We start from the raw sequence: 26,571 nt of genomic DNA on the forward strand, positions 1-26,571 counted from the left end.
GGGGAACGGGGCGGCCGGACAGAGGCGGGCCCGGGTCTGGGCAGCACTCCGTACGGCGTCCACCGGCCCAACCGCGAGGCCCGGACGTCTGGCATCCGGTTCGGTCGAGCCGGATGCGCTGTCGGCAGGTCCTCGGACTTACTCGGGGGTGCGCAAAAGCGCACCGAACACACCGTTGCGGGACAGTTCCGGATTCGCACCGGATTCCCCTGCGGCGACAGCGAGCATGAGCATACATGTGGGGGCCGCCCGATGAGACAGCCCCCACATGTTGTGTCGCGCAACGGAATTCGGGACGCGCGTACGGCCCGCCGCTGAGGGCAGGGGCGGCCCGCCGCGCCCCGCTGAAGGGGGCTCGACGGGCCGTCGTACGGCTGTGGGAGCGGCCGTCAGTGGCCGCCGCGTGCCCCTGCTGTGGCCGGTGGGAGCTCCACCTGGACGCCCCGGTCGCCCGCGTCGGCCGTGTAGTCGGCCGGCGAGGTCTCGTCGACCCCGACGGGCGCCTTCACGGCGTTCAGGACGAAGGTGAGCACCACCGTCACCACCACGTTCAGCACGAACGCCGTGAGACCGATGTAGCCGATCTCGCCGATGCCCGGGATCTCCTTGGACGACCCGCCGAAGTGCGCCTGGGTCGGGCTGGCGACGCCGTACGCGGCCACCGTCCCGTACACCATGCCGACCGCCCAGCCCGCGAGCAGCGCCCAGCGGTGGAACCAGCGGGTGAACAGGCCGCCGACCAGGGCCGGCATCGTCTGGAGGATCCAGATCCCGCCGAGCAGCTGGAAGTTGATCGCGACCGTCTTGTCCATGGTGAGGACGAAGGCGAGCGCGCCGACCTTCACCAGCAGCGACACCAGCTTGGAGACCTTGGTCTCCTGCTCCGGGGTCGCGTCGGGCTTCAGGAAGTCCTTGTAGATGTTGCGGGTGAAGAGGTTCGCCGCGGCGATCGACATGATCGCGGCGGGCACCAGCGCGCCGATGCCGATGGCGGCGAACGCGACGCCCGCGAACCAGTCCGGGAACATGTTCTCGAACAGCTGCGGGATGGCCAACTGCCCGTTGTCGACCTTGATCCCGGCGGCGATCGCCATGAAGCCGAGCAGCGCCAGCAGGCCCAGCATCAGCGAGTACAGCGGCAGGATCGTGGTGTTGCGCCGGATCACATTGCGGCTGCGGCTGGAGAGCGTCGCCGTGATCGAGTGCGGATACATGAACAGCGCCAGCGCCGAGCCCAATGCCAGGGTGGCGTAACCCCATTGACCCGCCTCGCCCGGTGCGAGCGCGCCGCGCGGCTTGCCGGTCGCCGGATTGGTCTGCGAGAACGCCTCGCCGGCCTTGGCGAAGATGTCGTCGAAGCCGCCGAGCTTGATCGGGATGTAGATGATCGCCACCGTGATGACCAGATAGATCAGCCCGTCCTTGACGAAGGCGATCAGCGCGGGCGCCCGCAGACCGGACGAGTAGGTGTACGCGGCGAGCACCGCGAACGCGATCAGCAGCGGCAGGTCCTTGATGAACCAGTGGGTGTTCTCGCCACCGCCGACGCCCATCACGTCCAGCACCGCCTGGATGCCGACGAGTTGGAGCGCGATGTACGGCATCGTGGCGAGGATGCCCGTGACGGCGACCGCCAGCGAGAGCCCCTTCGAGCCGAAGCGTCCGCGGACGAAGTCCGAGGTGGTCACGTAGCCGTGCTTGTGCGAGACCGACCAGAGCCGCGGCAGGAAGGTGAAGATCAGCGGGTACACGAGGATCGTGTACGGCACGGCGAAGAAGCCGGCTGCGCCCGCCGCGTAGATCGCCGCGGGCACGGCGACGAAGGTGTACGCGGTGTACAGGTCGCCGCCGAGCAGGAACCAGGTGACCCAGGTGCCGAACGACCGTCCGCCCAGGCCCCATTCGTCGAGGCTGGCGTCGTTCTCGGCCTTCCGCCAGCGTGCGGCCAGGAAGCCCATGACCGTGACGGCCAGGAAGAAGAAGATGAAGACGCCGAGTGCGACGCCGTTCACGCCGTCCTTCATGCCGACGCACCCCCCTTGCGGGCGCGCTGGTCACGCTGCCACAGCTTGTACGCGATCATCGTGAGCGCGGTGGAGATCAGCACCCAGAGCATCTGGTACCAGTAGAAGAACGGAATGCCGATGAAGGTGGGGTCCACCTTCGCGTACGAACTCACCCAGAGCATCGCCACGAACGGCGCGATGAGACAAAGGGCGATGACCACCCGCACCGGTGTGACGGTCGGTGGTTTTCCTTCTGGGTCTGCTGGCATGCGGCGACTCCGTCCCCTCGCTGATCACCTGGTGTAATGCGCAGGAAATCTAGGGGAGGCTTCTGGTCACCGTCACCCCCTGTCCGCATTGCGGTCCGGCAACAGTCTCGTGAGCGGGCGCGAATGTTCGGAATGTTGCCAAACGTACGAGAGTTGGTCCGGATCAAGGCGTGCGAACGGCCCCCGTGGAGTGACGGATTCCACGGGGGCCGATGCGGCTGTGCGTACGGGGTGCGGTGGCCGGAAGCAGCCGGTCGCCGTGGCGGGTTCAGTCCGTCGGCCGCTTCAGGCGGGCCACGAACTTGTACCGGTCGCCGCGGTAGACCGAGCGCACCCACTCCACCGGCTCGCCCCGTCCGTCCAGCGAATGCCGCGAAAGCATCAGCATCGGAAGGCCCACATCCGTACCGAGCAGCCCGGCCTCGCGCGGTGTGGCGAGCGAGGTCTCGATGGTCTCCTCGGCCTCGGCCAGCCTGACGTCGTACACCTCGGCGAGCGCGGTGTAGAGAGACGTGTACTTCACCAGCGAACGGCGCAGCGCCGGGAAGCGTTTGGCCGAAAGGTGCGTGGTCTCGATCGCCATCGGCTCACCGCTGGCGAGCCGGAGGCGCTCGATCCGCAGTACGCGGCCGCCGGTCGTGATGTCGAGCAGCCCGGCCAGCGTGTCGTCGGCCGTGACATAGCCGATGTCCAGCAGCTGGGAGGTCGGTTCGAGTCCCTGGGCGCGCATGTCCTCGGTGTACGAGGTGAGCTGGAGGGCCTGGGAGACCTTCGGTTTGGCGACGAAGGTCCCCTTGCCCTGGATGCGCTCCAGCCGGCCCTCGACGACCAGTTCCTGGAGGGCCTGGCGCACGGTGGTGCGCGAGGTGTCGAACTCGGCGGCCAGGGTCCGCTCCGGGGGCACGGGAGTGCCCGGCGGCATGGTGTCCGTCATCTCCAGGAGATGTCGCTTCAGCCGGTAGTACTTCGGGACGCGCGCCGTCCGCGTGGTCGCGCCCGTCTCGTTCTCCGTACTGCCCCCGTCGGCACCCATGGCCCGCCTTCCCGACTGCTGCGTTGCTGCCGTCACCGGCTCCTCCGTCTGTCGCGGCTCACATGGTGGCACGGTCCGGTCACGGGTCGTCGCCCTCCCTTAGATGTCGGTCCTATAACGGACGCGAGTGCACTTCTTATACACCCTTGACACCCCTAAAGGTCTAGGCCAAGCTCCCGGTACTGGTCTAAACCATTAAAGACCAGGTCCAGCCCCAGCAGTACTCGTCGAATGTCTTCGCGGTGGGCGGGGTTGCAGTATCCCTGAGGAGGGTTTGGCGTGAAGCGCAAGCTCATCGCGGCGATCGGCGTCGCGGGCATGATGATCGGCCTGGCGGCGTGCGGGTCCGACGACGGCGGTAGCGACAACGTTAAGAAGACGAGCGCCGGCAGTTACGAGGGCCAGACCCTGACTGTATGGACGATGTCCGGCTCGAACCCGCCCGGTTGGACCAAGACGGTCACCGACGAGTTCGAGAAGAAGACCAAGGCCAAGCTGAAGATCGAAGTCCAGGACTGGAACGGCATTCAGCAGAAGGTCACGACGGCCCTCTCCGAGTCCAACCCGCCGGACGTCCTGGAGATCGGCAACACGCAGACCCCCGCGTACGCCAAGACCGGTGGCCTCGCGGACCTCGGTGACTTGAAGAAGGAGATCGGCTCCGCCTGGGCCGACGGCGTCAACCAGCCCTCCGTCTACGACGGCAAGCAGTACGCCCTGCCGTGGTACGTGGGCAACCGCGTCGTCATGTACAACAAGAAGGTCTTCAAGGACGCCGGTATCACCGAGACGCCGAAGACCCGTGCCGACCTCTTCAAGGCGTTCGACGCCATCAAGCAGAAGGGCGACGCCGAGCCGATCTACCTGCCCGGCCAGAACTGGTACTTCTTCGACGGTCTGCTCGTCGGCAAGGGCGTTTCGCCGGTCAAGAAGGAAGGCGACAAGTACGTCTCCAACCTGGCCGACCCGAAGGTCGCCGAGGCCATGGACGTCTACAAGCAGTACCAGTCCTACTCCAAGGCGCCCAAGGACAAGGACGAGGCCACCCCGCAGCAGGCCGAGGTCTTCGCCAAGGGCAAGACCGGCGCCATCATCGCGATGGGCTACGAGGCCGGTACGGCCATCAAGGCCAACCCGAAGCTCAAGGACGACATCGGCTTCTTCACCATCCCCGGTGAGACCGCGGACAAGCCCGAGGGCGTCTTCCTCGGTGGCTCGAACCTCGCCGTCGCCGCGGGCAGCAAGAAGCAGGATCTGGCCAAGGAGTTCCTGAAGATCGCGCTCTCCGAGGCGAACGACGGCGCGCTCATCAAGGAGGCCGGCTGGTCTCCGAAGAACGACGCCATGCAGAAGTACACCGTCGGCCAGCCCGCCGCCGAGGCGGCCGGCCCGGCCGCCGCCAAGTCCGGTGGCACCACCCCGCTGATCCCGGAGTGGGCGCCGGTCGAGAACCCGCCGAACCCGATCAAGACCTACATGACGCTGGTCCTGCAGGGCAAGTCGCCCGCCGACGCCGCCAAGAAGGTCGAGGGCGAGCTCAACAAGCGCCTCGGCCAGCAGCAGTAGTCGCAGTAGCGCGTTCCGCGCCGGGGCGGCGGGTCTCGACCCGCCGCCCCGGCTGTACGCACCGTTCCGTGTAGGGCTTTGTTGGAAGAGATGGCGAGCATGGCAGTGCAAACCGAACCCTCGGATGTGGCCAAGACGGCCGCAGCCCGCGGGCAGGACGGGAAAACACCCGTCGGGCAGCACGGGGGCAGCAAGCGGAAGGTGGGTATCGGCGCAGCGCCGTACCTGTTGATGGTTCCCGCGCTCGCGGTGACGGCGATCTTCCTCGGGTACCCCCTGGCGAAGAACGCCATGCTGTCGTTCCAGAACCTCAACATGGGACAGCTGATCCAGCATGTCACCGAGTGGAACGGCTTCAAGAACTACCAGGAGATCCTCACCGGTGAGGACTTCTGGAAGGTCACGGTTCGCACGATCGTGTTCACCGGCGTCAACGTCGTCCTGATCATGATCATCGGCACCCTGGTCGGCCTGCTGCTCGCCCGTCTCGGCAAGAAGATGCGTCTCACCCTGATGGTCGGCCTGGTGCTCGCCTGGGCCATGCCGATCGTCGCCGCGTCCACCGTCTTCCAGTGGCTGTTCGCCTCGCGCTTCGGCGTCGTCAACTACGTGCTGGACAAGCTCGGCTGGCACTCGATGGCCGACTTCAACTGGACCGGATCACAGTTCTCCACCTTCTTCGTCGTGACCCTGATGATCGTCTGGCAGTCGATCCCGTTCGTGGCGATCAACCTCTACGCGGCGACCACCACCATCGCCAAGGAGCTGTACGAAGCCGCGGCGCTCGACGGCGCCGGCGTCTGGAAGAGCTTCACCTCGGTGACGTTCCCGTTCCTGCGGCCCTTCCTCTACGCCACGACCTTCCTCGAGGTCATCTGGGTCTTCAAGGCCTTCCCGCAGATCTTCACCATCAGTGAGGGCGGCCCCAACCGCCTCACCGAGACACTGCCGATCTACGCCTTCGTCGAGGGTGTCGGAAACCAGCACTACGGCATGGGCGCGGCGATCTCGCTGCTGACCATCCTGATCATGCTGGGGCTGACCTCGTACTACCTCCGCATCGTTCTCAAGCAAGAGGAGGACGAGCTGTGAAGCGCTCACTGCTCGGCCGCATCTGGCCCAACGCAACGGCGATCGTCCTCTTCGCCGCACTGGTCTTCCCCGTCTACTGGATGTTCAGTACGGCGTTCAAGCCGACCGGCGACATCATCACCGAGGCACCGGTCTGGTTCCCGACCGACGTCACGTTCGAGCACTTCAAGACGGCGTACCACGCACCGAACTTCCTGACCCTGGTCAGGAACTCGCTCACCGTCACTCTGCTCGCCGTGATCTTCTCGCTGATCATCGCGCTCTTCGCGTCGTTCGCCCTGGCCCGGATGCGGTTCAAGGGCCGCAAGGGCATGATCCTGGTCTTCATGATCGCGCAGATGGCGCCGTGGGAAGTCATGGTCATCGCGATCTACATGCTGGTCCGCGACGCGGACATGCTCAACAGCCTGGTCCCGCTGACCCTCTTCTACATGGTGATGGTGCTCCCCTTCACGATCCTGACGCTGCGCGGCTATGTTGCCGCGGTGCCCAAGGAGTTGGAGGAATCGGCCATGGTCGACGGCTGCACCCGCCCGCAGGCGTTCGTCAAGGTGATCCTGCCGCTGCTGGCCCCCGGCCTGATGGCCACCTCGCTCTTCGGCTTCATCACGGCGTGGAACGAATTCCCGCTCGTCCTGATCCTCAACAAGGACCCCGAGGCCAAGACGCTGCCGCTGTGGCTCTCCCAGTTCCAGAGCCAGTTCGGCGACGACTGGGGTGCCACCATGGCCGCGGCCTCGATCTTCGCCATCCCGATTCTCATCCTCTTCGTCTTCCTGCAGCGCAAGGCCGTCAGCGGCCTCACCGACGGCGCCGTGAAGGGATAACGCACCTCCATGACCACCCTGATATCCACCACGGACACCGTCACCCGCGACGCCCTCGCCGTCCTGCAGCCCGGATTCACCGGCACCACCGCCCCGGACTGGGTGCTGCGCCGGGTCGACGAAGGCCTCGCCTCCGTCGCGCTGTTCGGCCGCAACATCCGGACGGCCGAGCAGGTCGCCGCGCTCACCGCCCAGCTCAGGGCCGAGCGCGAGGATCTCCTCGTGGCGATCGACGAGGAGGGCGGTGACGTCACCCGCCTGGAGGTGCGTACCGGCTCCTCCTTCCCCGGCAACCTCGCGCTCGGCCACGTCGACGACGTGGCGCTGACCCGCGCGGTCGCCCAGGAGCTGGGGCGCCGGCTCGCGGAGTGCGGCGTCAACCTCAACTGGGCGCCGTCCGCGGACGTCAACTCCAACCCGGGCAACCCGATCATCGGCGTACGGTCCTTCGGCACCGACACCGAGCTCGTGGCCCGGCACACCGCCGCGTACATCGAGGGCCTCCAGGCCGCCGGAGTCGCCGCCTGCACCAAGCACTTCCCGGGGCACGGCGACACCGCGATCGACTCGCACCACGCGATGCCGCGCATCGATGTGGACCTGGAGACGCTGCACGCCCGTGAACTGGTGCCCTTCCGGGCGGCCGTCGCGGCGGGTTCCCAGTGCGTGATGAGCGCGCACATCCTGCTGCCGGCCCTCGACCCGGACCGCCCCGCGACGGTGAGCCCGCAGATCCTCACCGGTCTGCTGCGCGAGGAGATGGGCTACGACGGCCTGATCGTCACCGACGCCGTGGAGATGCAGGCCATCGCCGGGACGTACGGCATCGAGCGCGGCTCCGTCCTCGCGATCGCCGCGGGGGCCGACGCCCTGTGCGTCGGTGGCGGCCTGGAGGACGACGGCACGGTGCAGCGGCTGCGCGACGCGCTGGTCGCGGCGGTGCGCAGCGGTGAACTCGCCGAGGAGCGGCTCGCGGACGCGGCCGCACGGGTACGCGCCCTCGCGTCCTGGACACGAGGGGCCAAGGGGGCCGGTTCGGGGCCGGGCGCGGCAGCGCAGGAGGGGACCGGGCCCGGCACCGGAATCGGCTCGGACATCGGCCTGATCGCCGCCCGCCGCGCGGTGAAGAGCACCGGCTCCGCGGGGCCGCTGACCGAGCCGGCGTACGTCGCGGCGTTCACCTCCGCCTCGAACATCGCGGTCGGCGACGAGACCCCGTGGGGCGTCGCCGCGGAGCTGGGCCGGCTGGTGCCGGGCACGGAGACCGACACGTACAGCGGCGAGACCGTGGAACCCGCGGCCGCGGTGCTGAGGGCCGCGGGGGAGCGGCGCATCGTCGTGGTCGTCCGCGACGCCCACCGCCACGCCTGGATGGCAGGGGCCCTCGACGCCCTGGTGGCGGAGCGACCCGACACGGTCGTGGTTGAAATGGGCGTCCCGCAGGCACCGCCCAGGGGCGCCCTGCACATCGCCACCCATGGCGCGGCGCGCGTCTGCGGCCTGGCGGCAGCGGAGATCATCGCCAGGGGCACGGAAGCCCGCGGGGCCTGAGCCCCGAGGCCCGGGAGCGGGGCGTGACGCGGCACGAGGGGCCACGTCACCCCCGCCTCGGGCCAATCGAGCCCGTCGCTTCCGCCTCCGGCAAGTCAGGCCCGCAACTTCCGCTTCGGGCCAATCGAGCCCGTAACTTCCGCCTCCGGTAAATCAGGCCCGTAACTTCCGCCTCGGGCCAATCGAGCCTGTCGCTTCCGCCTCCGGTAAATCAGGCCCGTCACCCCCGCCTCGGGCCAATCGAGCCTGTCGCTTCCGCCTCCGGTAAATCAGGCCCGTCACCCCCGCCCCGGCAAATCAAGCCCGTCCGGCGATTGAGGACAAACCCCGTCTCCCGGGTGGGGATGCCTCCCCGTGACGCGGGTCCGAATCAAGCCCGTCCGGCGATTGAGGACAGAGCGCGTCCCAGGACGCGCCACGGCACACGAGAGGGCCCGCGGCACCCACCACAGGTGCCCACGGCCCCCTCGCCGCGTCCGGGACGGCTACAGCCCCTGCCACAGCGGCTTCGCCGCATACGTGGCGCGGAAATAGTCCGCCAGCCTCAGCTTCGACGCCGCGGCCTCGTCCACCACTACCGTCGCGTGCGGATGCAGCTGCAGCGCGGACGCGGGCACGATCGAGGCCACCGGTCCCTCCACTGTCTGCGCCACGGCGTCCGCCTTGCCCTCGCCGGTGGCGAGCAGGATCGGGTGGCGGGACTCCAGGATCGTGCCGATGCCCTGGGTGATCACGTGGTGCGGCACCTGCGTGATGTCGTTGTCGAAGAAGCGCGCGTTGTCGATCCGGGTCTGCTCGGTGAGCGTCTTGATCCGGGTACGGGACGCGAGCGAGGAGCACGGCTCGTTGAAGCCGATGTGCCCGTCGGTGCCGATGCCGAGGAGCTGCAGGTCCACGCCGCCGGCCTCGGCGAGCGCCTTGTCGTACGCCTGGCAGGCGGCCAGGACGTCCTCGGCGGAGCCGTCGGGGCCCATGAAGGACGCCTCGGACAGGCCGAGCGGTTCGACGACCTCGCGCAGCACCACGGAGCGGTAGGACTCGGGGTGGCCCGCCGGCAGCCCGACGTACTCGTCGAGCTGGCAGATGCGGGCGCGCGAGGCGTCCACGGCGCCGGAGCGGACCTTGGCCGCCAGCGCCTGGTAGATGGGCAGCGGGGTAGAGCCGGTGGCAACGCCGAGAAGGGCGTCGGGCTTGCGGCTCAGCAGTGCGCCGATGGCCTCTGCGATGAGTTCGCCGCCTGCCTTGGCGTCCGGGACGATGACAACTTCCACGCGGGGCCTGCCGATCTGAAGAGTCGAGCCAATGTGGTATAGACCAATCGCGGTCCAATCTAGCAGAACCAGGTATCACGGACACGGCAGCCTTGCCCGCCCCGGCCGCACCCCGCCGGCGGGTGCCCGGATTCCCGTGGCCGACGGGGCGACGGGCGTTCCTGACGCACCGGAACGCTTCCCCCGGGGCCCCGGAATCCGCAGGTGGGTGCTCGACGCGTCCGCCACGGTCTCCGCCAGGGAAACGGTCTCCGCCAGGGAAGGCGAGCAGCCGGGCCCGATCATGTCCGGCGAGATGCCCGAACAGGATGCCGCGCCGTGCCGCATCCTCGGCCGGGGCGCGCCCGGGAGCCGCGAGGTGGCCACCGGGATCGCGGCGAAGAGGCCGCACTTCGCCCCCTTGCCGCCCGCGGTATGCCGGACGACGCAGCGCTCTGCGCCAAGTGCCTGTGGGAGATCCGGCTCGGCCTGCCCTGCGGTCCCGCCTCGATGTCCATGTCCACCACGACGGCGTACGGCGCCGAGCCGGACCTCCGGGACGTCCTGGTCATCACGGTCGGCCGGTCCGGCGTCGACCCTGCCCGGCCCGTGGAAACACCCGCGGGCCGCGGCGCCAGAACGGGACCCTCGGCCCGTACGGCACCGCAGCCCGGAGTAGGACCGGCCACCGCCTGGGCGCCGGACGGTCCGCTCGGCCGGCGGTGTGCGGTGCCCCCGGCCGGGGAGAGGTACCTGCGCGGTCAGGGCAGAGAGCGCGGGTACCTCGATCCACTCTCCTGTGCGGGGAGAGCGGAAGCTCTGTCTTGAGCATTGTGGACTAGACCATTCGCCCGTGTCCATCCGTAGGAGCACCGCAATTTCCCGTGCTCATACTCCTTGCACGTACGGCCGGGCCGCTCGGTTCGGAACCCGTACCCATCCGCGGGTACGCTCGCATACGTGCCCTCCATGAACGACCTCGTCCGCCAGCACACAGCCCTCAGTGACACCGACCTGGAGTGGCTGCATCTGCTGGTCTCGGAGTGGCAGCTGCTCTCCGACCTCTCCTTCGCCGACCTTGTGCTGTGGGTCCCCACCCGCGACGGCACCCGCTACGTCTCCGTGGCCCAGATGCGGCCCAACACCGGCCCCACCTCCTATCAGGACGACATGGTCGGCCACTTGGTGCCGCGCGGCCGCCGTCCGTTGCTCGACGCGGCGCTGGACGAGGGCCGGATCGTGCGCGAGGGCGACCCGGAGTGGCGTGAAGAGGTTCCGGTACGCGTCGAGTCGATCCCCGTACGCCGTGAGGGCCGGGTTCTCGGCGTCATCGCCCGCAACACCAACCTCCTGACCGTACGGACGCCGTCCCGGCTGGAGCTCACCTACCTCCAGTCGGCCTCCGACCTGGCCCAGATGATCGCCGCCGGGACCTTTCCGTTCCCCGGCCAGCAGGTCGACATGGACGCGTCGCCGCGCGTCGGCGACGGGCTGGTCAGGCTCGACGCCGAAGGGGTCGTCCAGTACGCCAGCCCCAACGGCCTCTCCGCGTACCACCGCCTCGGCCTCGCCTCCGACCTGGTCGGCCAGCACCTCGGCGGGATCACCGCCGAACTGGCCCCTTCCCGCGGCCCGGTCGACGAGGCCCTGGTCAAACTCGCCAGCGGTTACGCGCCCCGCGAGTTCGAGGTCGAGTGCGCGGGCGGGGTGATCCAGCTCCGGGCCATCCCGCTCAAGCCCAAGGGAGTCCGGATCGGGTCCCTGGTCCTCCTCCGGGACGTCACCGAACTGCGCCGCCGCGAGCGGGAGTTGATCACCAAGGACGCCACCATCCGGGAGATCCACCACCGGGTGAAGAACAACCTCCAGACCGTTGCGGCCCTGTTGCGGCTCCAGGCCCGCCGGATGGACTCGGCGCAGGGCCGCGAGGCGCTCAACGAGGCGGTACGGCGGGTCGGTTCGATCGCCATCGTCCATGAGACGCTGTCCCAGAATCTGGACGAGCGGGTGGAGTTCGACGAGATCGCCGACCGGGTGATCGCGATGGTCGCCGAGATCTCCCCGGGCAAGGTCACCTGCCGGCGTACGGGCCGCTTCGGCATACTCGACGCCGAGGTGGCCACACCGCTCGCGATGGTGCTCACCGAAGTTCTGCAGAACGCCCTGGAACACGCGTTCACCCTCGCCGAGTCCGGCACGGTGGAGGTGTCGGCGATACGCGGAGGTTCCTCTGTCGAGGCGCGGCTGCTGATCACCGTTCAGGACGACGGCTGCGGTCTGCCCGAGGGTTTCGACCCGCAGCGCGCCGGCAATCTGGGGCTCCAGATCGTCAGGACACTGGTGGAAGGCGAGTTGGGCGGGACCTTCGGTATGGTCCCGGCCCCCGAGCGCGGCACCCAGGTCGTCCTCGACATCCCGGTCCGCACGGAGAAATAGCCCCGGTGGCCGGCCGGCCGACGCGAACACAGCAGTGAGCCCGGACCGTCGATCACGGTCCGGGCTCACTGTTCATGCATGCGCTTCGGGGGTACTGCGCGCTGCGACTCGGGGGGCGGGGTTGTGCGTACGCTCTGTACGCGCCGCCTGGCTGAGGCTCGTAGCGGTGGCGTCGGATCAGGCGCTGGCGTTACGCGCCCGGTTGCGAGCCGCACGGCGCTTCATTGCGCGGCGCTCGTCCTCGCTGAGGCCACCCCAGACGCCGGAGTCCTGGCCGGACTCGAGCGCCCACTGCAGGCACTGCTCCATGACGGGGCAGCGACGGCAGACGGCCTTGGCTTCCTCGATCTGCAGCAGCGCAGGACCGGTGTTGCCGATGGGGAAGAACAGCTCGGGGTCTTCCTCACGACAAACGGCGTTGTGACGCCAGTCCATGGCTGCTACCTCTCCTTGGTATTACATCAGTTGCTTGTGAATGTGAACGCTTTCACGAATCCCCCCGCAGGTGAAGGGCCGACGCCCAGATGAACTGGTTGTGGTCCTGTGAAGTGAGGAGGGGTTCTGGCTCTCAGTGGAGGCCGTTGTTGCGGGCCGTCCCGATCGCCATGTAGAGATTCGCAAACCTCAGCGGCGGATACAACCCCTTCTGGAAAGTTTTTTTTGATTCCTCGGTGTCGACTAGGTCACAGCCGTACTTCTATGGGGTGGAGTCCAGCCCAAACGTTCGAGTTAAAGGACTTTGGTCCCTTCCACTCACACAATCACACGCAGTGCACGGCGTACGCCTGTGAACGTCACGCTGGTACGTACTCCCAGGTGGTCGCCGTCCATCTGGAAGGGCAGTGGCGCCTTTGAATGCAAGGTGAAGTCCGTGAGGTCATGAAGTGAAACGGCATGCTTGCCGCGCGGGCCCTTGTCGGGGCTCGAAGTGAGCAGCTGGGTGCCGTAGCGGGCGACCGCCGGAGCGGACAGCCGCTTCAGTCCGAGCACGTCCAGACCGGTGTCGAAGGTGGCCTTCGGGGACGCGAACATGGGGCGATTCCCCAGGTAGGTCCAGGGGGCCGTGTTGGAGATTATGGACAGCGCGAGGTCCGTGACCGGTTCCTGTCCGGGCGTCTCCAGTGTCATCAGCCCGTGCCGCCGGTGCGGCTCCTCCAGGAATTGCCGGACCACCTGGCGTACGTACAACGCGTGTGTCGAGCGCTTGCCGCGTTCGCGCTGCTGTTCGACCCGCCCGACCACGCCCGCGTCGAATCCGAGTCCGGCGCAGAAAGTGAACCAGCGCTCGGGGACCGACTCGTCCTGTGTACCGGGGGTGCCGGCCGCCAGTCCGAGACCGACCGTGCGTTCGGTGCGGTTGGCGAGCGCGTCCAGGATCGCGCCGGTCGCCTCCACGGCGTCGTTGGGCAGGCCCAGGGCGCGCGCGAAGACATTGGTGGAGCCGCCGGGAACCACCGCGAGGCTCGGCAGGTTGTCCAGGTCGGGGCCGTTGTGGAGCAGACCGTTGACCACCTCGTTGACCGTGCCGTCGCCGCCGAGGGCGACCACCAGGTCGATCTCGGCGGAGTCCGCGGCCTGCCGCCCCAGGTCCCGGGCATGGCCCCGGTACTCCGTGGTCACGGCCTCCAGCTTCATCTCGCTGGCCAGCGCGTGGATGAGCACGTCACGCGTCCGCGCACTGGTGGTGGTAGCAGCTGGATTGACCACAAGAAGTGCGCGCATGACGGCCAGACTACCTACCGCGCGGTACAGCTCTGAAGTCCTGCCTCATGACCTTCACGCTCGGTGACGGCCCGGGCGCGTTCCCACCCCGGCTTCGCTTTCGCGGCGCCGGGATGCCAACCTGCATGGGTGAGTACTCAGCAGAACACGCCTTCCTCGTCGTCGCCTTTGCCGTCGGTCGAACCGGCGAAGCCGAGCAGGATCACACTCGTGGCCGGACTCACCGCCCTGGAGGGGTCGGCGCTCGTCCTCGGCGGGATCTACATGCTGGTCATGGGACTGCTCGGCCGCCCCGAGAGCCCGCAGCAGGCGGAGATGGGCGGCCTCACGCTGATCGCGCTCGGCCTGATCCCGCTGATCGCCGCGCGCGGCCTGCTGCGGCGACGCAGCTGGAGCCGGGGCCCCGCGCTCATCACACAGATCATCGCGCTCCCGGTGGCCTGGACGCTGCTGAGGTCCCACGGTGCGCTGATCCCGGCCGGGATCGTCCTCGCCGCGGTGGTCCTGACGGCGCTCTACCAGCTGGTCAGGCCGACGACGATCGACGCACTCGGCATCCGCCGCCCGGGCACCTCCTCGGAGGCCACGTCCGGCGGCACCACACCGGACGCCTGAGCCGGGACCCGGGTGAGGCGGCCCTCAGAGGCTGTCGGGTGACCTCTGACCGGGCGGCCACGCCCTGGCACGCACGCTTCCCGCGTTGTCGTCGGTCGACGACGCTCCGCGTCGCCTCCCTCCTCCGCCTTGGAATCGCACGCACCAGACCGCGTCCGCTTTCCGATCCGAGGTCACCCGACAGCCTCTCAGCCGCCGCCGACCGCCCGGGCCGCACGGGCGTTGACGCTCCCGTTCTCCCGCGCTCGCTACGGCCCTTCGCGCTACTCCTCGACGAGCAGCCGCTCGCGCAGCTGCGCCAGTGTGCGGGCCAGCAGCCGCGAGACGTGCATCTGCGAGATGCCGACCTCCTGCGCGATCTGCGACTGGGTCATGTTGCCGAAGAAGCGCAGCAGCAGAATCCGCTTCTCGCGCGGCGGCAGGTCCTCCAGCAGCGGCTTGAGCGACTCCCGGTACTCGACGCCCTCCAGCGCCTCGTCCTCGGAGCCCAGCGTGTCCGCGACCGCCGGGGACTCGTCGTCCGTGTCCGGCACGTCCAGCGAGAGCGTGCTGTACGCATTGGCCGATTCCAGGCCCTCCAGGACCTCTTCCTCGGAGATGCCCAGCCGCTCCGCCAGCTCGTGCACCGTCGGCGAGCGGCCGTGCTGCTGGGAGAGCTCGGCGGTCGCCGTGGTGAGCGAGAGGCGCAGCTCCTGGAGCCGGCGCGGCACCCGGACCGCCCAGCCCTTGTCGCGGAAGTGGCGCTTGATCTCGCCGACGACCGTGGGCGTCGCGTACGTCGAGAACTCGACGCCGCGGTCCGGGTCGAACCGGTCGACCGACTTGATCAGGCCAATCGTGGCGACCTGGGTCAGATCGTCCAGCGGCTCGCCGCGGTTGCGGAACCGGCGGGCCAGATGCTCCACGAGCGGCAGATGCATCCGCACCAGCTGATTGCGCAGCTCCGCCTTCTCGGCCGACCCGTCGGGAAGCCGGCGCAGTTCGATGAACAGCGCCCGCGCCCCGCTGCGGTCGTGTGGATCGTGGTGCCCGTGCTCGCTCATCTGGCCTGCCCGCTCCGCCTGCGACTGCTCCACCGCGATCGTACGGCCCGCAGGCCCGTCCGCCCCGTCCTCCGGATGGGGCAGGGCCTGCTGCTCCGGGATGCCTGCTGCGCGCACCACCCCTGGTCGCATCGTCTCGTCCCGCACAGGACCGTCCCCGTTCCCGTTGCTCACGCCGGCCCGGGTCCCGCGCCGCGCTGTTTGTACAGGCTGATGCTGACCGTTCGGTCGTCGGCCACCGAGGAGTCGACCTTTCCGGCCAGCGCGGAGAGCACCGTCCACGCGAAGGTGTCGCGCTCCGGCGCCCGGCCGTCGGTCGTCGGCGCCGACACCGTCACCTCGAGAGAATCCTCGACGAGCCGGAAGACGCAGCTGAGGACGGAGCCCGGCACGGCCTGCTGAAGCAGGATCGCGCAGGCCTCGTCGACCGCGATGCGAAGATCCTCGATCTCGTCGAGAGTGAAGTCCAAGCGCGCTGCGAGACCGGCCGTGGCCGTACGCAGCACCGACAGGTAGGCACCCGCAGCGGGCAGCCGGACCTCTACGAAGTCCTGATTCCCGGGCTCGCCTGCGATCTGGGACACCCTCACCTCCAAGGTGGCACAAACTCATTCGAGGATCCGGGAAGGGTGCCCCGGAGCCATGCGGTACGTCTTCGGTTCTGGCCCGGCGACGCTATCGCGATCCATGATGCCGTGTCGCCAGGCCCCAACCCATGACTGTCACTCATGGTAAGCCCATGAGCACACACGGTGGGTAGGGGTCTGCAGCGGTCAATTACGAACAACCGGCGCCGGTTTGACGTACCCAGACGTCAGACGATCGAACCGTCTTCGAAGCACCAGCGCCAGCTTTCGCCCGGTTCGAAGCTCCGCATCACCGGATGGCCGGTCTCCTTGAAGTGCGCCGTGGCGTGCTGCAACGGTGACGAATCGCAGCAGCCGACATGGCCGCAGGCCAGACAGAGCCGCAGCTGAACCGGGTGGCTGCCCGCCGCGAGGCAGCCGAGGCAGGTCTCGCTGAGCGGGGCCGGTTCGGGTCGCGGCAGCTCGGACACGTGCGGGCATTCACTCATGATTGTCAGGTTACGACGGATGCGAGGACCGTGAAATGGACGCATTGCCGCTGGTGGCACTGGTCGCTGCCAGTGCGGCTGTGGCGGGGGCCGCCCGCCGCACCCCCGTACCGGCCCCCCTGCTGCTGGTCGCGGCGGGGCTGATCGCCTCATATCTGCCCGGGGTGCCGACGTACACCCTGAACGCGCACGTCGTGCTGCCGCTGCTGCTGCCGCCGTTGCTGTACACGGCGGCCGTCGACAGCTCGTACCTCGATCTGCGGGCCAATCTCCGGCCGGTCGCACTGCTCTCCGTCGGTTACGTCCTGTTCGCGACCGTCGCGGTCGGGTGGCTGGCGTACCGCCTCGTGCCCGACCTGCCGCTCACGGCCGCGCTGGTGCTGGGCGCGGTCGTCGCCCCGCCGGACGCGGTCACGGCTGCCGCGATCGCCCGCCGGGTCGGGCTGCCCGGCCGCGTCACGACGATCCTGCAGGGCGAGTCCCTGGTGAACGACGCCACCGCGATCACCGCCTACAAGGTGGCGCTCGCCGCCGCCGTCGGCGAGGGCATGAGCTGGGGCGCCGGGATCGGCGAATTCCTCCTCGCCGCGGTCGGCGGCGTCGTGGTCGGCCTGGCGCTGATGGTGCCGCTGCACTGGCTCCGTACGCACCTCAAGGAAGCCCTGCTGCAGAACACGCTGTCGCTGCTCATTCCCTTCGTGGCGTACGCGGCGGCCGAACGCGTGCACGCGTCCGGGGTGCTCGCCGTGGTCGTCGTCGCGCTCTATCTGGGCCACCGTTCCTGGCAGGTCGACTTCGCGACCCGGCTGCAGGAGGCGGCCGTCTGGAAGATGGTCGCGTTCATCCTGGAGTCCGCGGTCTTCGCGCTGATCGGACTTCAGCTGCCCTTCGTACTGAAGGGGCTCGGGACGTACGCGGTGGCGGACGCCCTCTGGTACGCGGTGGCCGTGTTCCTCGCCGTCGTCGTGGTCCGCTTCATCTGGGTCTATCCGGCGACGTATCTGCCCCGGTGGCTGTCGAAACGGATCAGGAAGCGCGAGCCGGAGACGAACTGGAAGGCGCCGCTGATCGTCGGCTGGGCCGGCATGCGCGGGGTCGTCTCGCTCGCCATCGCCTTCTCCATCCCGTTCGTCACGACCGACGGGCACGCCTTCCCGGCCCGCAACCTGGTGCTGTTCCTGACCTTCACCACCGTCATCGGCACCCTCGTCGTCCAGGGGCTCAGCCTGCCGCTGCTGGTGCGCGTCCTGAGGCTTCCGGGGCGCGACGCGACGGCCGAGACGCTGGCCGAGGCGCAGGCGCAGAGCGAGGCGTCCACGGCCGCCGAGACGCGCCTGGAGGAGCTGCTCACCGACCGGCGCAACTCTCTGCCGGGCCCGCTCACCGACCGGCTCCGCACCGTCCTGGAGCGCCGCCGCAACGCCGTGTGGGAGCGGCTGGGCGCGGCCAATCCGGTGACCGGGGAGTCGGTGGACGACACGTACCGGCGCCTGGCCAGGGAAATGATCGACGCCGAGCGCGAAGTCTTCGTACGGCTGCGGGACGAGCGGCAGATCGACGACGAGATGCTTCGCACGCTGCTCAGACGGCTCGACCTGGAGGAGGCGGCGGCCTACCGGGAGGAGTCGGGCGCACCTTAGGGATGTGCCTTCAGCGCATGGTGCTCATAAGGGGTGACCACGGCCGGCCCGTGATGACGGCCGCGACCGTGGTTCCCGAAGGGAACGTGCCCTCCTCGGCCAGTGCGGTGAGCGCGTAGAGCAGCTTGGCGACGTAGAGCCGCTCGACGGGCAGTCCGTGCCGCTGCTCGAAGTCGTCCGCGAAGGCGTGCAGCTGCGGGGTCGTACGGGCGTAGCCGCCGAAGTGGAAGCGCTCGTCCAGGGACCACGACCCGGCCGGTCCGCCGAACGCCTCGTACTGCAGTTCCCGTACCGCGTCGCCGAGGAAGCCGCCGCGCAGCACCGGGATGCCGAGGGCGCGCTGCCCGGGTGCGAGACCGGCGGCGAGACCGGCCAGCGTGCCCCCGGTGCCGCAGGCCACGGCCACCACATCGGCGCGGCCGCGCAGCTCGTGGCCCAGCTCCGTACAGCCCTGTGCGGCCAGGGCGTTGCTGCCGCCCTCCGGGATGACGCAGCACTCCCCGAAGGCGCTCAGCAGCCCCGCCAGGACCTCTGGATCGGCCTTCGCGCGGTACGTCGTGCGGTCCACGAAACGCAGGGTCATCCCGTCGGCGGCGCATCGGGCGAGCGAGGGGTTGAGGGGGCGGTCGGCCAGTTCGTCACCGCGCACGACCCCGACGGTGGGGAACCCGAGCAGTCGGCCGGCGGCTGCGGTGGCCCGCAGATGGTTCGAGTACGCGCCGCCGAAGGTCAGCACGGTGCGCCCGGCGGCGGCCCGCAGGTTGGGGGAGAGTTTGCGCCACTTGTTGCCCGGAAGATCGGGGTGGATCAGATCGTCGCGCTTGAGCAGCAGCCGTACGCCGTGGCGCGCGAAGCGGTCGTCCTCGGCCGGCTGCAGGGGCGAGGGGAGTACCGGCCGCAGGCGGGAGAGGTCGAGCGTTTCGGAAGGGGGCATGCCGCAATTGTCGCCGTGCGGTGGCGTGCCGTGCTGTGCGGGGAGGGGCGGGTACGGATGGGGGCGCGCGGGTCATTTCAGGCGGTCGTGGATCCGGTTCCTCATGAAGTCCATCGAAAAGCCGCGGGGGTCGACCTTGCCGGGCTGCCACTCCTTGTGGCCGATCACCGAGCGGGATGTCCAGCCGTGGTGGCGGAAGATCGCGGCAGCGGCCCTCTCGATGGCTTCGAGCTGGGCGGCGGGCCAGGGGTCCTCGGCGGCGCCGAGATTTTCGCACTCGAAGCCGTAGAAGTGCCTGTTTCCGTCGGTATTGGCCTCGTTGTCGGACGGGAGGCGCTTCTCGGCGACGACGGCGCGCAGTACGTCGTCGTCGCCGAGCCCGGCGTGGTTGGCCCTGCCGCAGCCGACCGGATGGACCGTCCCGTCCTCGGCGATCGTCCCGTGGCAGAGCGGACCGGGCAGCTCCGGGTAGCCGTTGCGGCAGATGCGGACGGTGGAAGCGGTGCCCTTGGTGACCGTGTGGTGGATCATCACGCCGTTGACCGGATCCCAGGGCCCTTGTGGTCGCGGTTGTGGGTACGCCAGTCGCCGACCTGGACGACGGTGAGCCCCTCGTCCGTCAGGGCTTCCAGGAATGTGCTCGCGGACATGGGTGACGGCATGGCCGACTCCTTGTGCGCGTGGGGGGATCGGACCTTCATCCGCTTGTACCGGAATGTCGGCGTCCGGACCATTCCCAAAGGAGTTGTTCGAGCCGGGTGCGAGCCGGTCCGGCCAATTCCGCGAGCAATGAGGGGGGCTCAGCTCTGGGCGAGCCACAGGTCGGGGCCGAACACCTCGTAGTGGATGTCGGCCGCCGGGACGCCCTGGGCCAGCAGCTGGGTGCGTACGGCACGCATGAAGGGCAGTGGGCCGCAGAGGTAGGCGTGGGTGCCGGGGGCGACCGTGAGGCCGCTCAGGTCGACCCGTCCGGTGCGGTCGGCCCGGTGGCCGGGCTCCGGGTCCTCGTACCAGAAGTGGGCGGTGGCGTCGGGGAGTTTGCCGGTGAGCTGGGCGTGGTCGGTGCGCATCGCGTGGTCGGCGGGGGAGCGGTCGCCGTGCACGACGGTGACCGGGGCGCGGTGTCCGGTCGCCGCGAGGTGTTCCAGCATCGAGAGCATCGGGGTGCAGCCGATGCCCGCGGAGGCGAGCAGGAGCGGGGCGTCCGCGGAGTGGAGCACGAGATCGCCGTACGGGGCGGAGACCCGCAGCCGGTCACCGGCCCCGACCTCGGTGTGCAGGTGACGGGAGACCTCGCCGTCGGGCGAGCCGCCGCCGTGCACCCGCTTGACGGTGATCGAGCGCAGCGGCGAGCCGGGGGCGCTGGAGAGGCTGTACTGGCGTATCTGACGGGCCCCGTCGGGGAGTTCCACCTGTACGGAGACGTACTGGCCGGGGCGGAAGTCGGGGGCGGGGGCGCCGTCGGCCGGGCGGAGCTGGAAGGTGGCGACATCGGTCGTCTCCTCGATCCGGGCGGTCACCTCCCACTCGCGCCACACATCGCCGGCGACGACGCCCTGCTGTGCGTACAGCCGCTCCTCGATCGAGATCAGGGCGCCCGCCATCAGCCAGTAGACCTCGTCCCAGGCGGCGGCGACGTCCGGGGTGACCGCGTCGCCGAGCACCGCGGCGATGGCGGCGAACAGATGGGTGTGCACGATGTCGTACTGCGCGGCGGTGACGCCGAGCGAGGCGTGCTTGTGGGCGATCCGGCCGAGCATCACGTCGGGGCGGGTGTCCGGGTGCTCGACCAGCTGGGTCGCGAAGGCGGCGATGGAGCCCGCGAGGGCCTGACGCTGGGCGCCGGAAGCCTGGTTGCCGCGGTTGAAGAGGTCGCGCAGCAGCTCGGGGTGGGCGTCGAAGAGCTTGCGGTAGAAGAGATCGGCGATGTCTCCGATGGCCGCTCCCACGGCGGGGAGGGTGGCACGGACGGTGGCGGTCGACGACTCGGAGAGCATCGGTGACTCCTGGTTCTTGAATTGGTATGTGAGATTCGTATTTTTGGACAGTGAGAAACGGGGCGATGGCGCCCGTGGTGTGGGCGGGGGTGTGTGGTGGTTCGGCCTCGGCTCAGCCGGCGGCCGGGCGGCCCCTGCTGATGCCGATCAGCAGCGGCCCCGTGGGGGAGGTGACGAGTTCGGCGACGGTGATCGGATCGAGCGAGGCGTAGAAGGCCTCCTCCGCCTGGCGCAGGGCGCCGCGCAGCCGGCAGGCCGAGCGCAGGGGGCAGGGTGTGGCGCCCTCGCACTCGACGACGTCGCCCGGCCCCTCCAGCTCCCGGACGAGTTCGCCGATCGAGGCGGACCGGCCCGCTCCGGTGAGGCTGAGCCCGCCGCCGCGGCCCCGGCGCGCCTCGATGAGGCCGAGGTGCTGGAGCTTGGCGACGACCTTCGCGGTGTGGGTGTACGGCACCTGCATGGTCGCCGCCACCTCCCGGGTGGTCGGCGGGTCCTCGTTCTCCACGACGGCGAGGCGCATCAGTACACGCAGCGCCACGTCGGTGAATCTCGTCAGCCGCATGACGCTCACGCTAGATAATTTGCATTGAGGATGCAAATTAAAGCTGCCCGCGGGCACCGGGTGGGCATTGCTGAGCGTCGTGCCCAGCCCAAAGCCCGAATAGTCACACTCTTTTGTGTAATGGCGTGCCGACTCTCCGTACTGAAAGGCTTCTTCGTGCAGGTCAGCCGATGATCGAGAGGACGTCAGATGTCCGTTGGTGAAGAGGTTCAGAACGCGCCGGTGCCGCCGCAGCAGAGTCTGGGCACGGCGGCGGCGCGGAACCTCGCGACGACCACCAAGTCCGCTCCGCAGATGCAGGAGATCACCTCACGGTGGCTGCTGAAGATGCTGCCATGGGTGCAGGTGCAGGGCGGCGCGTACCGGGTGAACCGCAGGCTGAGCTACTCGGTGGGGGACGGCCGGGTGACCTTCGTGCAGACCGGTGACCGGGTCTCGGTCATCCCTGCCGAGCTCGGAGAGCTTCCCGCCCTGCGGGAGTTCGGCGACGAGGAGGTGCTCGGTGAGCTGGCCCGCCGGTGCGAGCAGCGTGAAATCGCCGCCGGGCAGGTACTGGCCGGCGCCGGGGACGCGGCGGACCGTGTCTTCCTGCTGGCACACGGCAAGGTCGAGAAGGTCGGCACCGGCCCGTACGGGGACGAGACGGTGCTCGGGATCCACGCCGACGGGGCCTACTTCGGCGACCACGCCCTGATCGACGGCGACGCCGTCTGGGAGTACACGGCCCGTGCCGTCACCGCCTGCACGGTGCTGACGCTGAGGCGGGCCGACGTGCTGAATCTCGCCGAGCGCGCGGATTCGCTCCGCACCCATCTCGCCGGGCTGCTCAGTGTCCCGCAGCAGCGCACCAACAAGTACGGCGAGGCGGAGATCGACGTCTCCGCCGGTCATGTCGGCGAGGCCGTCGTCCCGCACACGTACGTCGACTACGAGGCGGCGCCGCGCGAGTACGAACTGAGCGTCGCCCAGACCGTGCTGAAGGTCCACAGCAGGGTCGCCGACCTCTACAACCAGCCGATGAACCAGACCGAGCAGCAGTTGCGGCTCACGGTCGAGGCGCTGCGTGAGCGCCAGGAGCACGAGCTGATCAACAACCGGGAGTTCGGCCTGCTCAACAACTGCGACTACGGGCAGCGCCTCCAGCCGCACGACGGGGCGCCCAGCCCCGACGACATGGACGAACTGCTCTCCCGTCGCCGCGGCTCCAAGCTCTTCCTCGCCCACCCGCGGGCCATCGCCGCGTTCGGCCGCGAGTGCAACAAGCGCGGTCTGGTGCCGGAGAGCGTGGACGTCGGGGGACACCATGTGCCGGCCTGGCGGGGCGTACCGATCTTCCCGTCCAACAAGATCCCGATCACCGACGCCCGGACCACGTCGATCATCTGCATGAGGACGGGTGAGGCCGAGCAAGGCGTCATCGGACTCCAGCAGACCGGCATCCCCGACGAGATCGAGCCCAGCCTGTCGGTCCGCTTCATGGGCATCGACGAGCAGGCGATCATCTCCTACCTGGTGACGGCCTACTACTCCGCGGCCATCCTCGTACCGGACGCCCTCGGCGTACTGGAAAACGTCGAGGTCAGCCGCTGGCGGTAGCCGCTCGGGGGCCCGGACGGCAGAGTCCGGGCCCCGTCAACCTCCGCCACCGGGCAGCCGTGCCCGGGGCGGCATCGGGAGGACGCCCCAGTGAAGACCCACCACGCACTTCAATCACCGACACCCCGGGCCCCGGGTGACGACGACCCGGCCGCCCTCGCGACCCGGGGCAATGAGGCCCCGGCCCTCCTGGAACAGACCCGGACCCTCGTCGATCCCGAACTGCGCGCCGCGGTCGACTCCTTGCCCGGATCGATCCGCCGCGTCGCGATGTACCACTTCGGCTGGCAGCAGGCAGACGGCACCCCGTCGTCGGGACAGGCGGGCAAGGCGATCAGGCCCGCCCTCGTCCTCGCCGCCGCCCGCGCGCTGGGCGGCGACCCGCAACGGGCGGTACGGGCGGCCGTCGCCGTGGAGCTGGTCCACAATTTCACCCTGCTGCACGACGACGTCATCGACGAGGACCGGACGCGTCGGCACCGGCCCACGGCCTGGGCGGTCTTCGGCATCCCGAATGCGGTCATCGCCGGCGACGCCGTGCTCGCCCTCGCCCAGCGACTGCTGGCCGAGGACACCGGCCCGGCCTCGGCCGGCGCTTCGGCACGGCTCTCGACCTGTGTCATCGAGCTCTGCGCGGGCCAGCAGGCCGACTGCGCCTTCGAGGACCGCGATCCGGACGAGGTCTCGCTCGACGAGTGCCTGACCATGGCCACCGCCAAGACGGGCGCCCTGCTCGGCTGCGCCTGCGCGCTGGGAGCGCTGTACGCCGGCGCGGGGGAGCGGGCCGTCGGCGCGATGGACGGATTCGGCCGGGAGGCGGGCCTCGCCTTCCAGCTCATCGACGATCTGATCGGCATCTGGGGGGATCCCGCACAGACGGGGAAGCCGGTCGGGGCGGATCTCGTCGCCCGCAAGAAGTCCCTGCCCGTGGTCGCCGCACTGACCTCCGGCACCCCGGCAGCGGCCGAACTCGCCGCGCTCTACCGGGGAGCCATGAACACCCCCGGCGAGGTGAGCCGCGCCGCCGATGCCGTCGACCGGGCCGGCGGCCGGGACTGGGCGCAGGTCTGCGCGGCGGACCGGATGGCACGCGCCGTCCACCACCTGTCCCGGGCGGTCCCCGACCTGGCCCCGGCGGGCGACCTCCTGACCCTGGCGGAGTTCGTCACCCGCAGGACGCACTGAGCCCGGAGAGGAGGAAGCGGTACCGGCGGCGGCAGCGGGACCGGAGGGGGCGCGGAGAAGGGAGCCGAGAGTCCGGAGCCGAGAGTCCGGAGCCGAGAACGGTGAAGGGGGCGGAGGAAGGGAACGGCGGAAGAACAACCGAGCACGGGGAACGGGGAACGGGGCAAGGGCAACGGCAGAAGGAGAACGGAGGAAGAGGAACGGGGCAAGGAGAACGGAAGGAGGAGAACGGGGCAAGGTGCCGAGGTCACAAGGCTCGTGAGGCGAAGAGGAGGGCGGCAGAGCGACTGTCATCGGCACGGGCTACAGTCCGTGCCCATGACAGATGAGTCATGGGCAGGGTGGTACCGGGACCGACAGGGTTCCGACGCCGTCATCCTCACCACCGACGGACAGCAACTCCGCCTCCGGATCAGGGGCATCGACTTCGAGGGCGAAAGCTTCGACAGTCTTGCCCCGGTGGCCGGCACGCCGCCGGCCGACGGCCTGTTCGCCCTGGTGGACGGCGCCTTGGGCGACTGCGTCCTGGAGTGGGACCTGCCGCTCCCGGTCCTCTGGGACGGAGCCGTCCATCAGGCCACGCTCAGCTGCCTGTTGTCGCTGCGCCGCCCCGATCCGTATCTCTACCTGGAGCTGCAGTTCGGCGGGGCCGCGTACAGATCCCACCGCGCCGAGAGCGACTTCGCCTCCGCGCTCGCCACGATCCAGCGCGTCCTGCCACCGGGGGTGCGCCTCCAGACCTGCATCGCCTGCGCCTTCTCCGACTACTTCCCGGCCCCCGGCCGTGGCCTTTCCGGCGGCCTCGCGTGCTTCCGGGGCGCCAAGGACGCCTACCGCGGGGCGGCCGGTGAGGGAGACGTCCTGGACCTGTGGGACCGGCGGACCGGATTCGTCCAGGAGGTCTGGAGCTGCCGCGAGTACGAACCCCGCCCGGACCGGGGTGCCGGTACGGGGCATCGGGGCGCGTTCCCGCTGGAACTGGCCTGAACATACCGGCCCGCCGGAGCGTTGCCAGTCGGCCGTATAGGCCCAGTCGGTCGGCAGGCCCAGCAGGCCCAGCAGGCCCGAATCGGCATGCGCGCCGAAGCCTGGCCGGCTGGCTGGCCGGCTGGCCAGGCACCAGCATGCCGACAAGGTTTTGCTGTAACTCCATTGTTCTACTAGCATGCAAACAATGGAGGTTTTCATGATGCGTAAGAACCTGGGCAGAGCCACCGTCGCCGCCCTGCCGTTCCTGCTCGCGCTCGTCGCCGATCTGGTGCTGCTCGCCGTCTTCCGGGACCGGCTTCCCGAACGACTGGCCAGCCACTTCCAGGCCGACGGCCGGGCGAACGGGCACATGGGGCAGGCGTGGTACGCCGTGGCCAACGTCCTGCTGTTCGCCGTGACCGGTGTTCTGTGGGCCCTCACGGTGGTGCGGGGAAAGTTCTATGGGCGGGCCTACCGCTGGCTGATCGCCGGTGGGTATGCCTTCGCCGGATTCCTCGGCTGGATCATGGCTGCCGTGCTGCTCGCCAACGTGGATGCCGGTGACGGCGCGAAGGGGGAGGCGCAAGGTGCGTCGTTCCCGATGTGGCAGCTCGCCGTCGCCCTGGGCGTCGCCGTGCTCGCCGCAGGGCTGGGGCTGGTCCTGGCCGCGCTCGGTCCCGTACCGGAGCAGCCGGCTGCGACCGGGCAGGCCGGGGACGGGGCGCGGATCTCGCTCGGCGACGGGGAGGTCGCCGGATGGGCGCGCAGCGCCGGGGGCTGGTGGCGGCCGTTGATCGCCCTCGTGCTCGTGGCCGGCGGGGTGGTGCTGCTGTTCGGCTCGGGCTGGGTGGTCGCGTTGCCTCCGCTGATCCTCGGTGTGCTGCTGGCCGTGTTCGCCCGGCCGTACGTGGTGGTGGACCGGCGCGGCATCACCATCTCGGGGATGCTCCCCTGGCCGCGTCTCAGGGTGCCGCTCGACCGGATCGAGACCGCGACCAGCCGCGACATCAACCCCCTTGCGGAGTACGGTGGCTGGGGCTACCGGATCCGCCCGGGGCGGAGTGGTCTCATGATCCGCTCCGGTGAGGGAATCGTGGCGACACTGGCCGGCGGCCGGGTGTTCGCGGTGACCGTCGACGACTCGGCGACCGGGGCCGCGCTCCTGAACACCCTGATCGACCGGCGACAGGCGGGGCGCTGACC

Annotated in this window: 23 protein-coding genes, 2 pseudogenes and 1 riboswitch; of the genes and pseudogenes, 12 read left to right on the forward strand and 13 right to left on the reverse strand. The window is 69.5% G+C overall.

The window, feature by feature from the left end:
- Window positions 1-105 precede the first annotated feature (105 nt).
- Window positions 106-241: riboswitch (cobalamin riboswitch) on the reverse strand.
- Between the two features lie 148 nt (window positions 242-389).
- The 3 genes from mctP to ACFVV1_RS02350 all read right to left on the reverse strand — a co-directional run bounded on the left by mctP (window position 390) and on the right by ACFVV1_RS02350 (window position 3,308).
- A complete protein-coding gene (mctP, locus tag ACFVV1_RS02340) occupies window positions 390-2,024 on the reverse strand; it encodes a monocarboxylate uptake permease MctP (protein WP_389983157.1) in 1,635 nt (544 codons plus the stop codon).
- Complete coding sequence (locus ACFVV1_RS02345; protein WP_266358086.1) at window positions 2,021-2,275, reverse strand: DUF3311 domain-containing protein; 255 nt, start codon at window positions 2,273-2,275, stop codon at window positions 2,021-2,023. Before ACFVV1_RS02345 ends, mctP begins: the two co-directional genes overlap by 4 nt.
- Window positions 2,276-2,543: 268 nt before the next feature.
- Complete coding sequence (locus tag ACFVV1_RS02350; RefSeq protein WP_327278037.1) at window positions 2,544-3,308, reverse strand: GntR family transcriptional regulator; 765 nt, start codon at window positions 3,306-3,308, stop codon at window positions 2,544-2,546.
- A 279-nt stretch (window positions 3,309-3,587) separates the two neighbouring features.
- Between ACFVV1_RS02350 and ACFVV1_RS02355 the strand changes: the two genes are divergently transcribed.
- The 4 genes from ACFVV1_RS02355 to ACFVV1_RS02370 all read left to right on the forward strand — a co-directional run bounded on the left by ACFVV1_RS02355 (window position 3,588) and on the right by ACFVV1_RS02370 (window position 8,344).
- Window positions 3,588-4,874, forward strand: coding sequence for an extracellular solute-binding protein (locus ACFVV1_RS02355; RefSeq protein WP_389983160.1), 1,287 nt, complete (start codon window positions 3,588-3,590; stop codon window positions 4,872-4,874).
- A 99-nt stretch (window positions 4,875-4,973) separates the two neighbouring features.
- Complete coding sequence (locus ACFVV1_RS02360; protein ID WP_389983163.1) at window positions 4,974-5,966, forward strand: carbohydrate ABC transporter permease; 993 nt, start codon at window positions 4,974-4,976, stop codon at window positions 5,964-5,966.
- Window positions 5,963-6,793: a carbohydrate ABC transporter permease gene (locus ACFVV1_RS02365; protein WP_389983166.1), complete on the forward strand. Its 831-nt coding sequence runs from the start codon at window positions 5,963-5,965 to the stop codon at window positions 6,791-6,793. The genes ACFVV1_RS02360 and ACFVV1_RS02365 overlap by 4 nt, the downstream gene beginning before the upstream one ends.
- Before the next feature lie 9 nt (window positions 6,794-6,802).
- Entirely contained in the window at window positions 6,803-8,344 is a 1,542-nt protein-coding gene (locus ACFVV1_RS02370) for a glycoside hydrolase family 3 protein (RefSeq protein ID WP_389983169.1), read from the forward strand.
- Between the two features lie 485 nt (window positions 8,345-8,829).
- Here the strand turns inward: ACFVV1_RS02370 and nagB are convergent, their stop codons facing one another.
- Complete coding sequence (gene nagB / locus ACFVV1_RS02375) at window positions 8,830-9,615, reverse strand: glucosamine-6-phosphate deaminase (RefSeq protein WP_389983172.1); 786 nt, start codon at window positions 9,613-9,615, stop codon at window positions 8,830-8,832.
- A gap of 283 nt (window positions 9,616-9,898) precedes the next feature.
- On the opposite strand from nagB, the pseudogene ACFVV1_RS02380 reads away from it, so the two are divergent.
- Both ACFVV1_RS02380 and ACFVV1_RS02385 read left to right on the forward strand, forming a co-directional pair.
- Window positions 9,899-10,230 (forward strand): annotated as a pseudogene (locus ACFVV1_RS02380) (glucosamine-6-phosphate deaminase); the annotation flags it as partial.
- Window positions 10,231-10,563: 333 nt separating this feature from the next.
- Window positions 10,564-12,030: a histidine kinase N-terminal domain-containing protein gene (locus ACFVV1_RS02385; RefSeq protein WP_389983916.1), complete on the forward strand. Its 1,467-nt coding sequence runs from the start codon at window positions 10,564-10,566 to the stop codon at window positions 12,028-12,030.
- Window positions 12,031-12,207: 177 nt separating this feature from the next.
- Here the strand turns inward: ACFVV1_RS02385 and ACFVV1_RS02390 are convergent, their stop codons facing one another.
- Window positions 12,208-12,465 carry a WhiB family transcriptional regulator gene (locus ACFVV1_RS02390; RefSeq protein WP_003953983.1) on the reverse strand — a complete coding sequence of 86 codons (258 nt, stop codon included), beginning with the start codon at window positions 12,463-12,465 and terminating at the stop codon, window positions 12,208-12,210.
- 318 nt (window positions 12,466-12,783) lie between these two features.
- Window positions 12,784-13,752, reverse strand: coding sequence for a diacylglycerol/lipid kinase family protein (locus ACFVV1_RS02395; protein WP_389983175.1), 969 nt, complete (start codon window positions 13,750-13,752; stop codon window positions 12,784-12,786).
- A gap of 210 nt (window positions 13,753-13,962) precedes the next feature.
- Here ACFVV1_RS02395 and ACFVV1_RS02400 point away from each other — a divergent pair, with 210 nt between their 5' ends.
- The gene (locus tag ACFVV1_RS02400) at window positions 13,963-14,367 is read left to right on the forward strand and encodes a hypothetical protein (RefSeq protein ID WP_389983919.1); all 405 of its coding nucleotides are present in this window, start codon (window positions 13,963-13,965) and stop codon (window positions 14,365-14,367) included.
- Between the two features lie 263 nt (window positions 14,368-14,630).
- Here the strand turns inward: ACFVV1_RS02400 and ACFVV1_RS02405 are convergent, their stop codons facing one another.
- From ACFVV1_RS02405 to ACFVV1_RS02415, 3 genes are all read right to left on the reverse strand, one after another.
- Window positions 14,631-15,584 (reverse strand): RNA polymerase sigma factor SigF, encoded by a 954-nt coding sequence (locus tag ACFVV1_RS02405; protein ID WP_389983178.1) that lies wholly within the window; start codon window positions 15,582-15,584, stop codon window positions 14,631-14,633.
- Window positions 15,581-15,994, reverse strand: coding sequence for an anti-sigma regulatory factor (locus tag ACFVV1_RS02410; RefSeq protein ID WP_148839137.1), 414 nt, complete (start codon window positions 15,992-15,994; stop codon window positions 15,581-15,583). The genes ACFVV1_RS02405 and ACFVV1_RS02410 overlap by 4 nt, the downstream gene beginning before the upstream one ends.
- 230 nt (window positions 15,995-16,224) lie before the next feature.
- The gene (locus tag ACFVV1_RS02415) at window positions 16,225-16,485 is read right to left on the reverse strand and encodes a UBP-type zinc finger domain-containing protein (RefSeq protein WP_384456628.1); all 261 of its coding nucleotides are present in this window, start codon (window positions 16,483-16,485) and stop codon (window positions 16,225-16,227) included.
- A 35-nt stretch (window positions 16,486-16,520) separates the two neighbouring features.
- Between ACFVV1_RS02415 and ACFVV1_RS02420 the strand changes: the two genes are divergently transcribed.
- A complete protein-coding gene (locus ACFVV1_RS02420; RefSeq protein ID WP_389983181.1) occupies window positions 16,521-18,125 on the forward strand; it encodes a Na+/H+ antiporter in 1,605 nt (534 codons plus the stop codon).
- Between the two features lie 10 nt (window positions 18,126-18,135).
- On the opposite strand, the gene ACFVV1_RS02425 is transcribed toward ACFVV1_RS02420, so the two are convergent.
- The 4 genes and pseudogenes from ACFVV1_RS02425 to ACFVV1_RS02440 all read right to left on the reverse strand — a co-directional run bounded on the left by ACFVV1_RS02425 (window position 18,136) and on the right by ACFVV1_RS02440 (window position 21,618).
- The gene (locus ACFVV1_RS02425; RefSeq protein WP_389983184.1) at window positions 18,136-19,059 is read right to left on the reverse strand and encodes a 1-aminocyclopropane-1-carboxylate deaminase/D-cysteine desulfhydrase; all 924 of its coding nucleotides are present in this window, start codon (window positions 19,057-19,059) and stop codon (window positions 18,136-18,138) included.
- A 72-nt stretch (window positions 19,060-19,131) separates the two neighbouring features.
- A pseudogene (locus tag ACFVV1_RS02430) lies at window positions 19,132-19,721 on the reverse strand (N-acetylmuramoyl-L-alanine amidase).
- A gap of 138 nt (window positions 19,722-19,859) precedes the next feature.
- On the reverse strand, window positions 19,860-21,056 hold the full coding sequence (locus ACFVV1_RS02435) for a globin domain-containing protein (RefSeq protein WP_389983187.1): 1,197 nt from the start codon (window positions 21,054-21,056) through the stop codon (window positions 19,860-19,862).
- A 112-nt stretch (window positions 21,057-21,168) separates the two neighbouring features.
- Window positions 21,169-21,618: an RrF2 family transcriptional regulator gene (locus ACFVV1_RS02440; protein ID WP_389983190.1), complete on the reverse strand. Its 450-nt coding sequence runs from the start codon at window positions 21,616-21,618 to the stop codon at window positions 21,169-21,171.
- A 189-nt stretch (window positions 21,619-21,807) separates the two neighbouring features.
- Between ACFVV1_RS02440 and ACFVV1_RS02445 the strand changes: the two genes are divergently transcribed.
- The 4 genes from ACFVV1_RS02445 (at window position 21,808) to ACFVV1_RS02460 (ending at window position 26,569) form a co-directional block, all read left to right on the forward strand.
- Window positions 21,808-23,214: a family 2B encapsulin nanocompartment shell protein gene (locus ACFVV1_RS02445; protein WP_389983193.1), complete on the forward strand. Its 1,407-nt coding sequence runs from the start codon at window positions 21,808-21,810 to the stop codon at window positions 23,212-23,214.
- A 189-nt stretch (window positions 23,215-23,403) separates the two neighbouring features.
- On the forward strand, window positions 23,404-24,399 hold the full coding sequence (locus ACFVV1_RS02450) for a family 2 encapsulin nanocompartment cargo protein polyprenyl transferase (RefSeq protein WP_389983923.1): 996 nt from the start codon (window positions 23,404-23,406) through the stop codon (window positions 24,397-24,399).
- Between the two features lie 318 nt (window positions 24,400-24,717).
- A complete protein-coding gene (locus ACFVV1_RS02455; RefSeq protein WP_389983196.1) occupies window positions 24,718-25,386 on the forward strand; it encodes a DUF6304 family protein in 669 nt (222 codons plus the stop codon).
- A 199-nt stretch (window positions 25,387-25,585) separates the two neighbouring features.
- Window positions 25,586-26,569, forward strand: coding sequence for a DUF1648 domain-containing protein (locus ACFVV1_RS02460; RefSeq protein WP_389983198.1), 984 nt, complete (start codon window positions 25,586-25,588; stop codon window positions 26,567-26,569).
- The last annotated feature ends 2 nt before the right edge of the window (window positions 26,570-26,571 follow it).

Source organism: Streptomyces sp. NPDC058092 (assembly GCF_042884935.1).
Lineage (GTDB): Bacteria > Actinomycetota > Actinomycetes > Streptomycetales > Streptomycetaceae > Streptomyces.

Bases quoted from the DNA above. Each gene is read 5' to 3' on its own strand.
- mctP (WP_389983157.1), bottom strand. From the start codon at position 2,024: ATGAAGGACGGCGTGAACGGCGTCGCACTCGGCGTCTTCATCTTCTTC.
- ACFVV1_RS02345 (WP_266358086.1), bottom strand. From the start codon at position 2,275: ATGCCAGCAGACCCAGAAGGAAAACCACCGACCGTCACACCGGTGCGG.
- ACFVV1_RS02350 (WP_327278037.1), bottom strand. From the start codon at position 3,308: ATGGGTGCCGACGGGGGCAGTACGGAGAACGAGACGGGCGCGACCACG.
- ACFVV1_RS02360 (WP_389983163.1), top strand. From the start codon at position 4,974: ATGGCAGTGCAAACCGAACCCTCGGATGTGGCCAAGACGGCCGCAGCC.
- ACFVV1_RS02370 (WP_389983169.1), top strand. From the start codon at position 6,803: ATGACCACCCTGATATCCACCACGGACACCGTCACCCGCGACGCCCTC.
- ACFVV1_RS02385 (WP_389983916.1), top strand. From the start codon at position 10,564: ATGAACGACCTCGTCCGCCAGCACACAGCCCTCAGTGACACCGACCTG.
- ACFVV1_RS02390 (WP_003953983.1), bottom strand. From the start codon at position 12,465: ATGGACTGGCGTCACAACGCCGTTTGTCGTGAGGAAGACCCCGAGCTG.
- ACFVV1_RS02395 (WP_389983175.1), bottom strand. From the start codon at position 13,752: ATGCGCGCACTTCTTGTGGTCAATCCAGCTGCTACCACCACCAGTGCG.
- ACFVV1_RS02415 (WP_384456628.1), bottom strand. From the start codon at position 16,485: ATGAGTGAATGCCCGCACGTGTCCGAGCTGCCGCGACCCGAACCGGCC.
- ACFVV1_RS02420 (WP_389983181.1), top strand. From the start codon at position 16,521: ATGGACGCATTGCCGCTGGTGGCACTGGTCGCTGCCAGTGCGGCTGTG.
- ACFVV1_RS02425 (WP_389983184.1), bottom strand. From the start codon at position 19,059: ATGCCCCCTTCCGAAACGCTCGACCTCTCCCGCCTGCGGCCGGTACTC.
- ACFVV1_RS02435 (WP_389983187.1), bottom strand. From the start codon at position 21,056: ATGCTCTCCGAGTCGTCGACCGCCACCGTCCGTGCCACCCTCCCCGCC.
- ACFVV1_RS02440 (WP_389983190.1), bottom strand. From the start codon at position 21,618: ATGCGGCTGACGAGATTCACCGACGTGGCGCTGCGTGTACTGATGCGC.
- ACFVV1_RS02445 (WP_389983193.1), top strand. From the start codon at position 21,808: ATGTCCGTTGGTGAAGAGGTTCAGAACGCGCCGGTGCCGCCGCAGCAG.
- ACFVV1_RS02455 (WP_389983196.1), top strand. From the start codon at position 24,718: ATGACAGATGAGTCATGGGCAGGGTGGTACCGGGACCGACAGGGTTCC.
- ACFVV1_RS02460 (WP_389983198.1), top strand. From the start codon at position 25,586: ATGATGCGTAAGAACCTGGGCAGAGCCACCGTCGCCGCCCTGCCGTTC.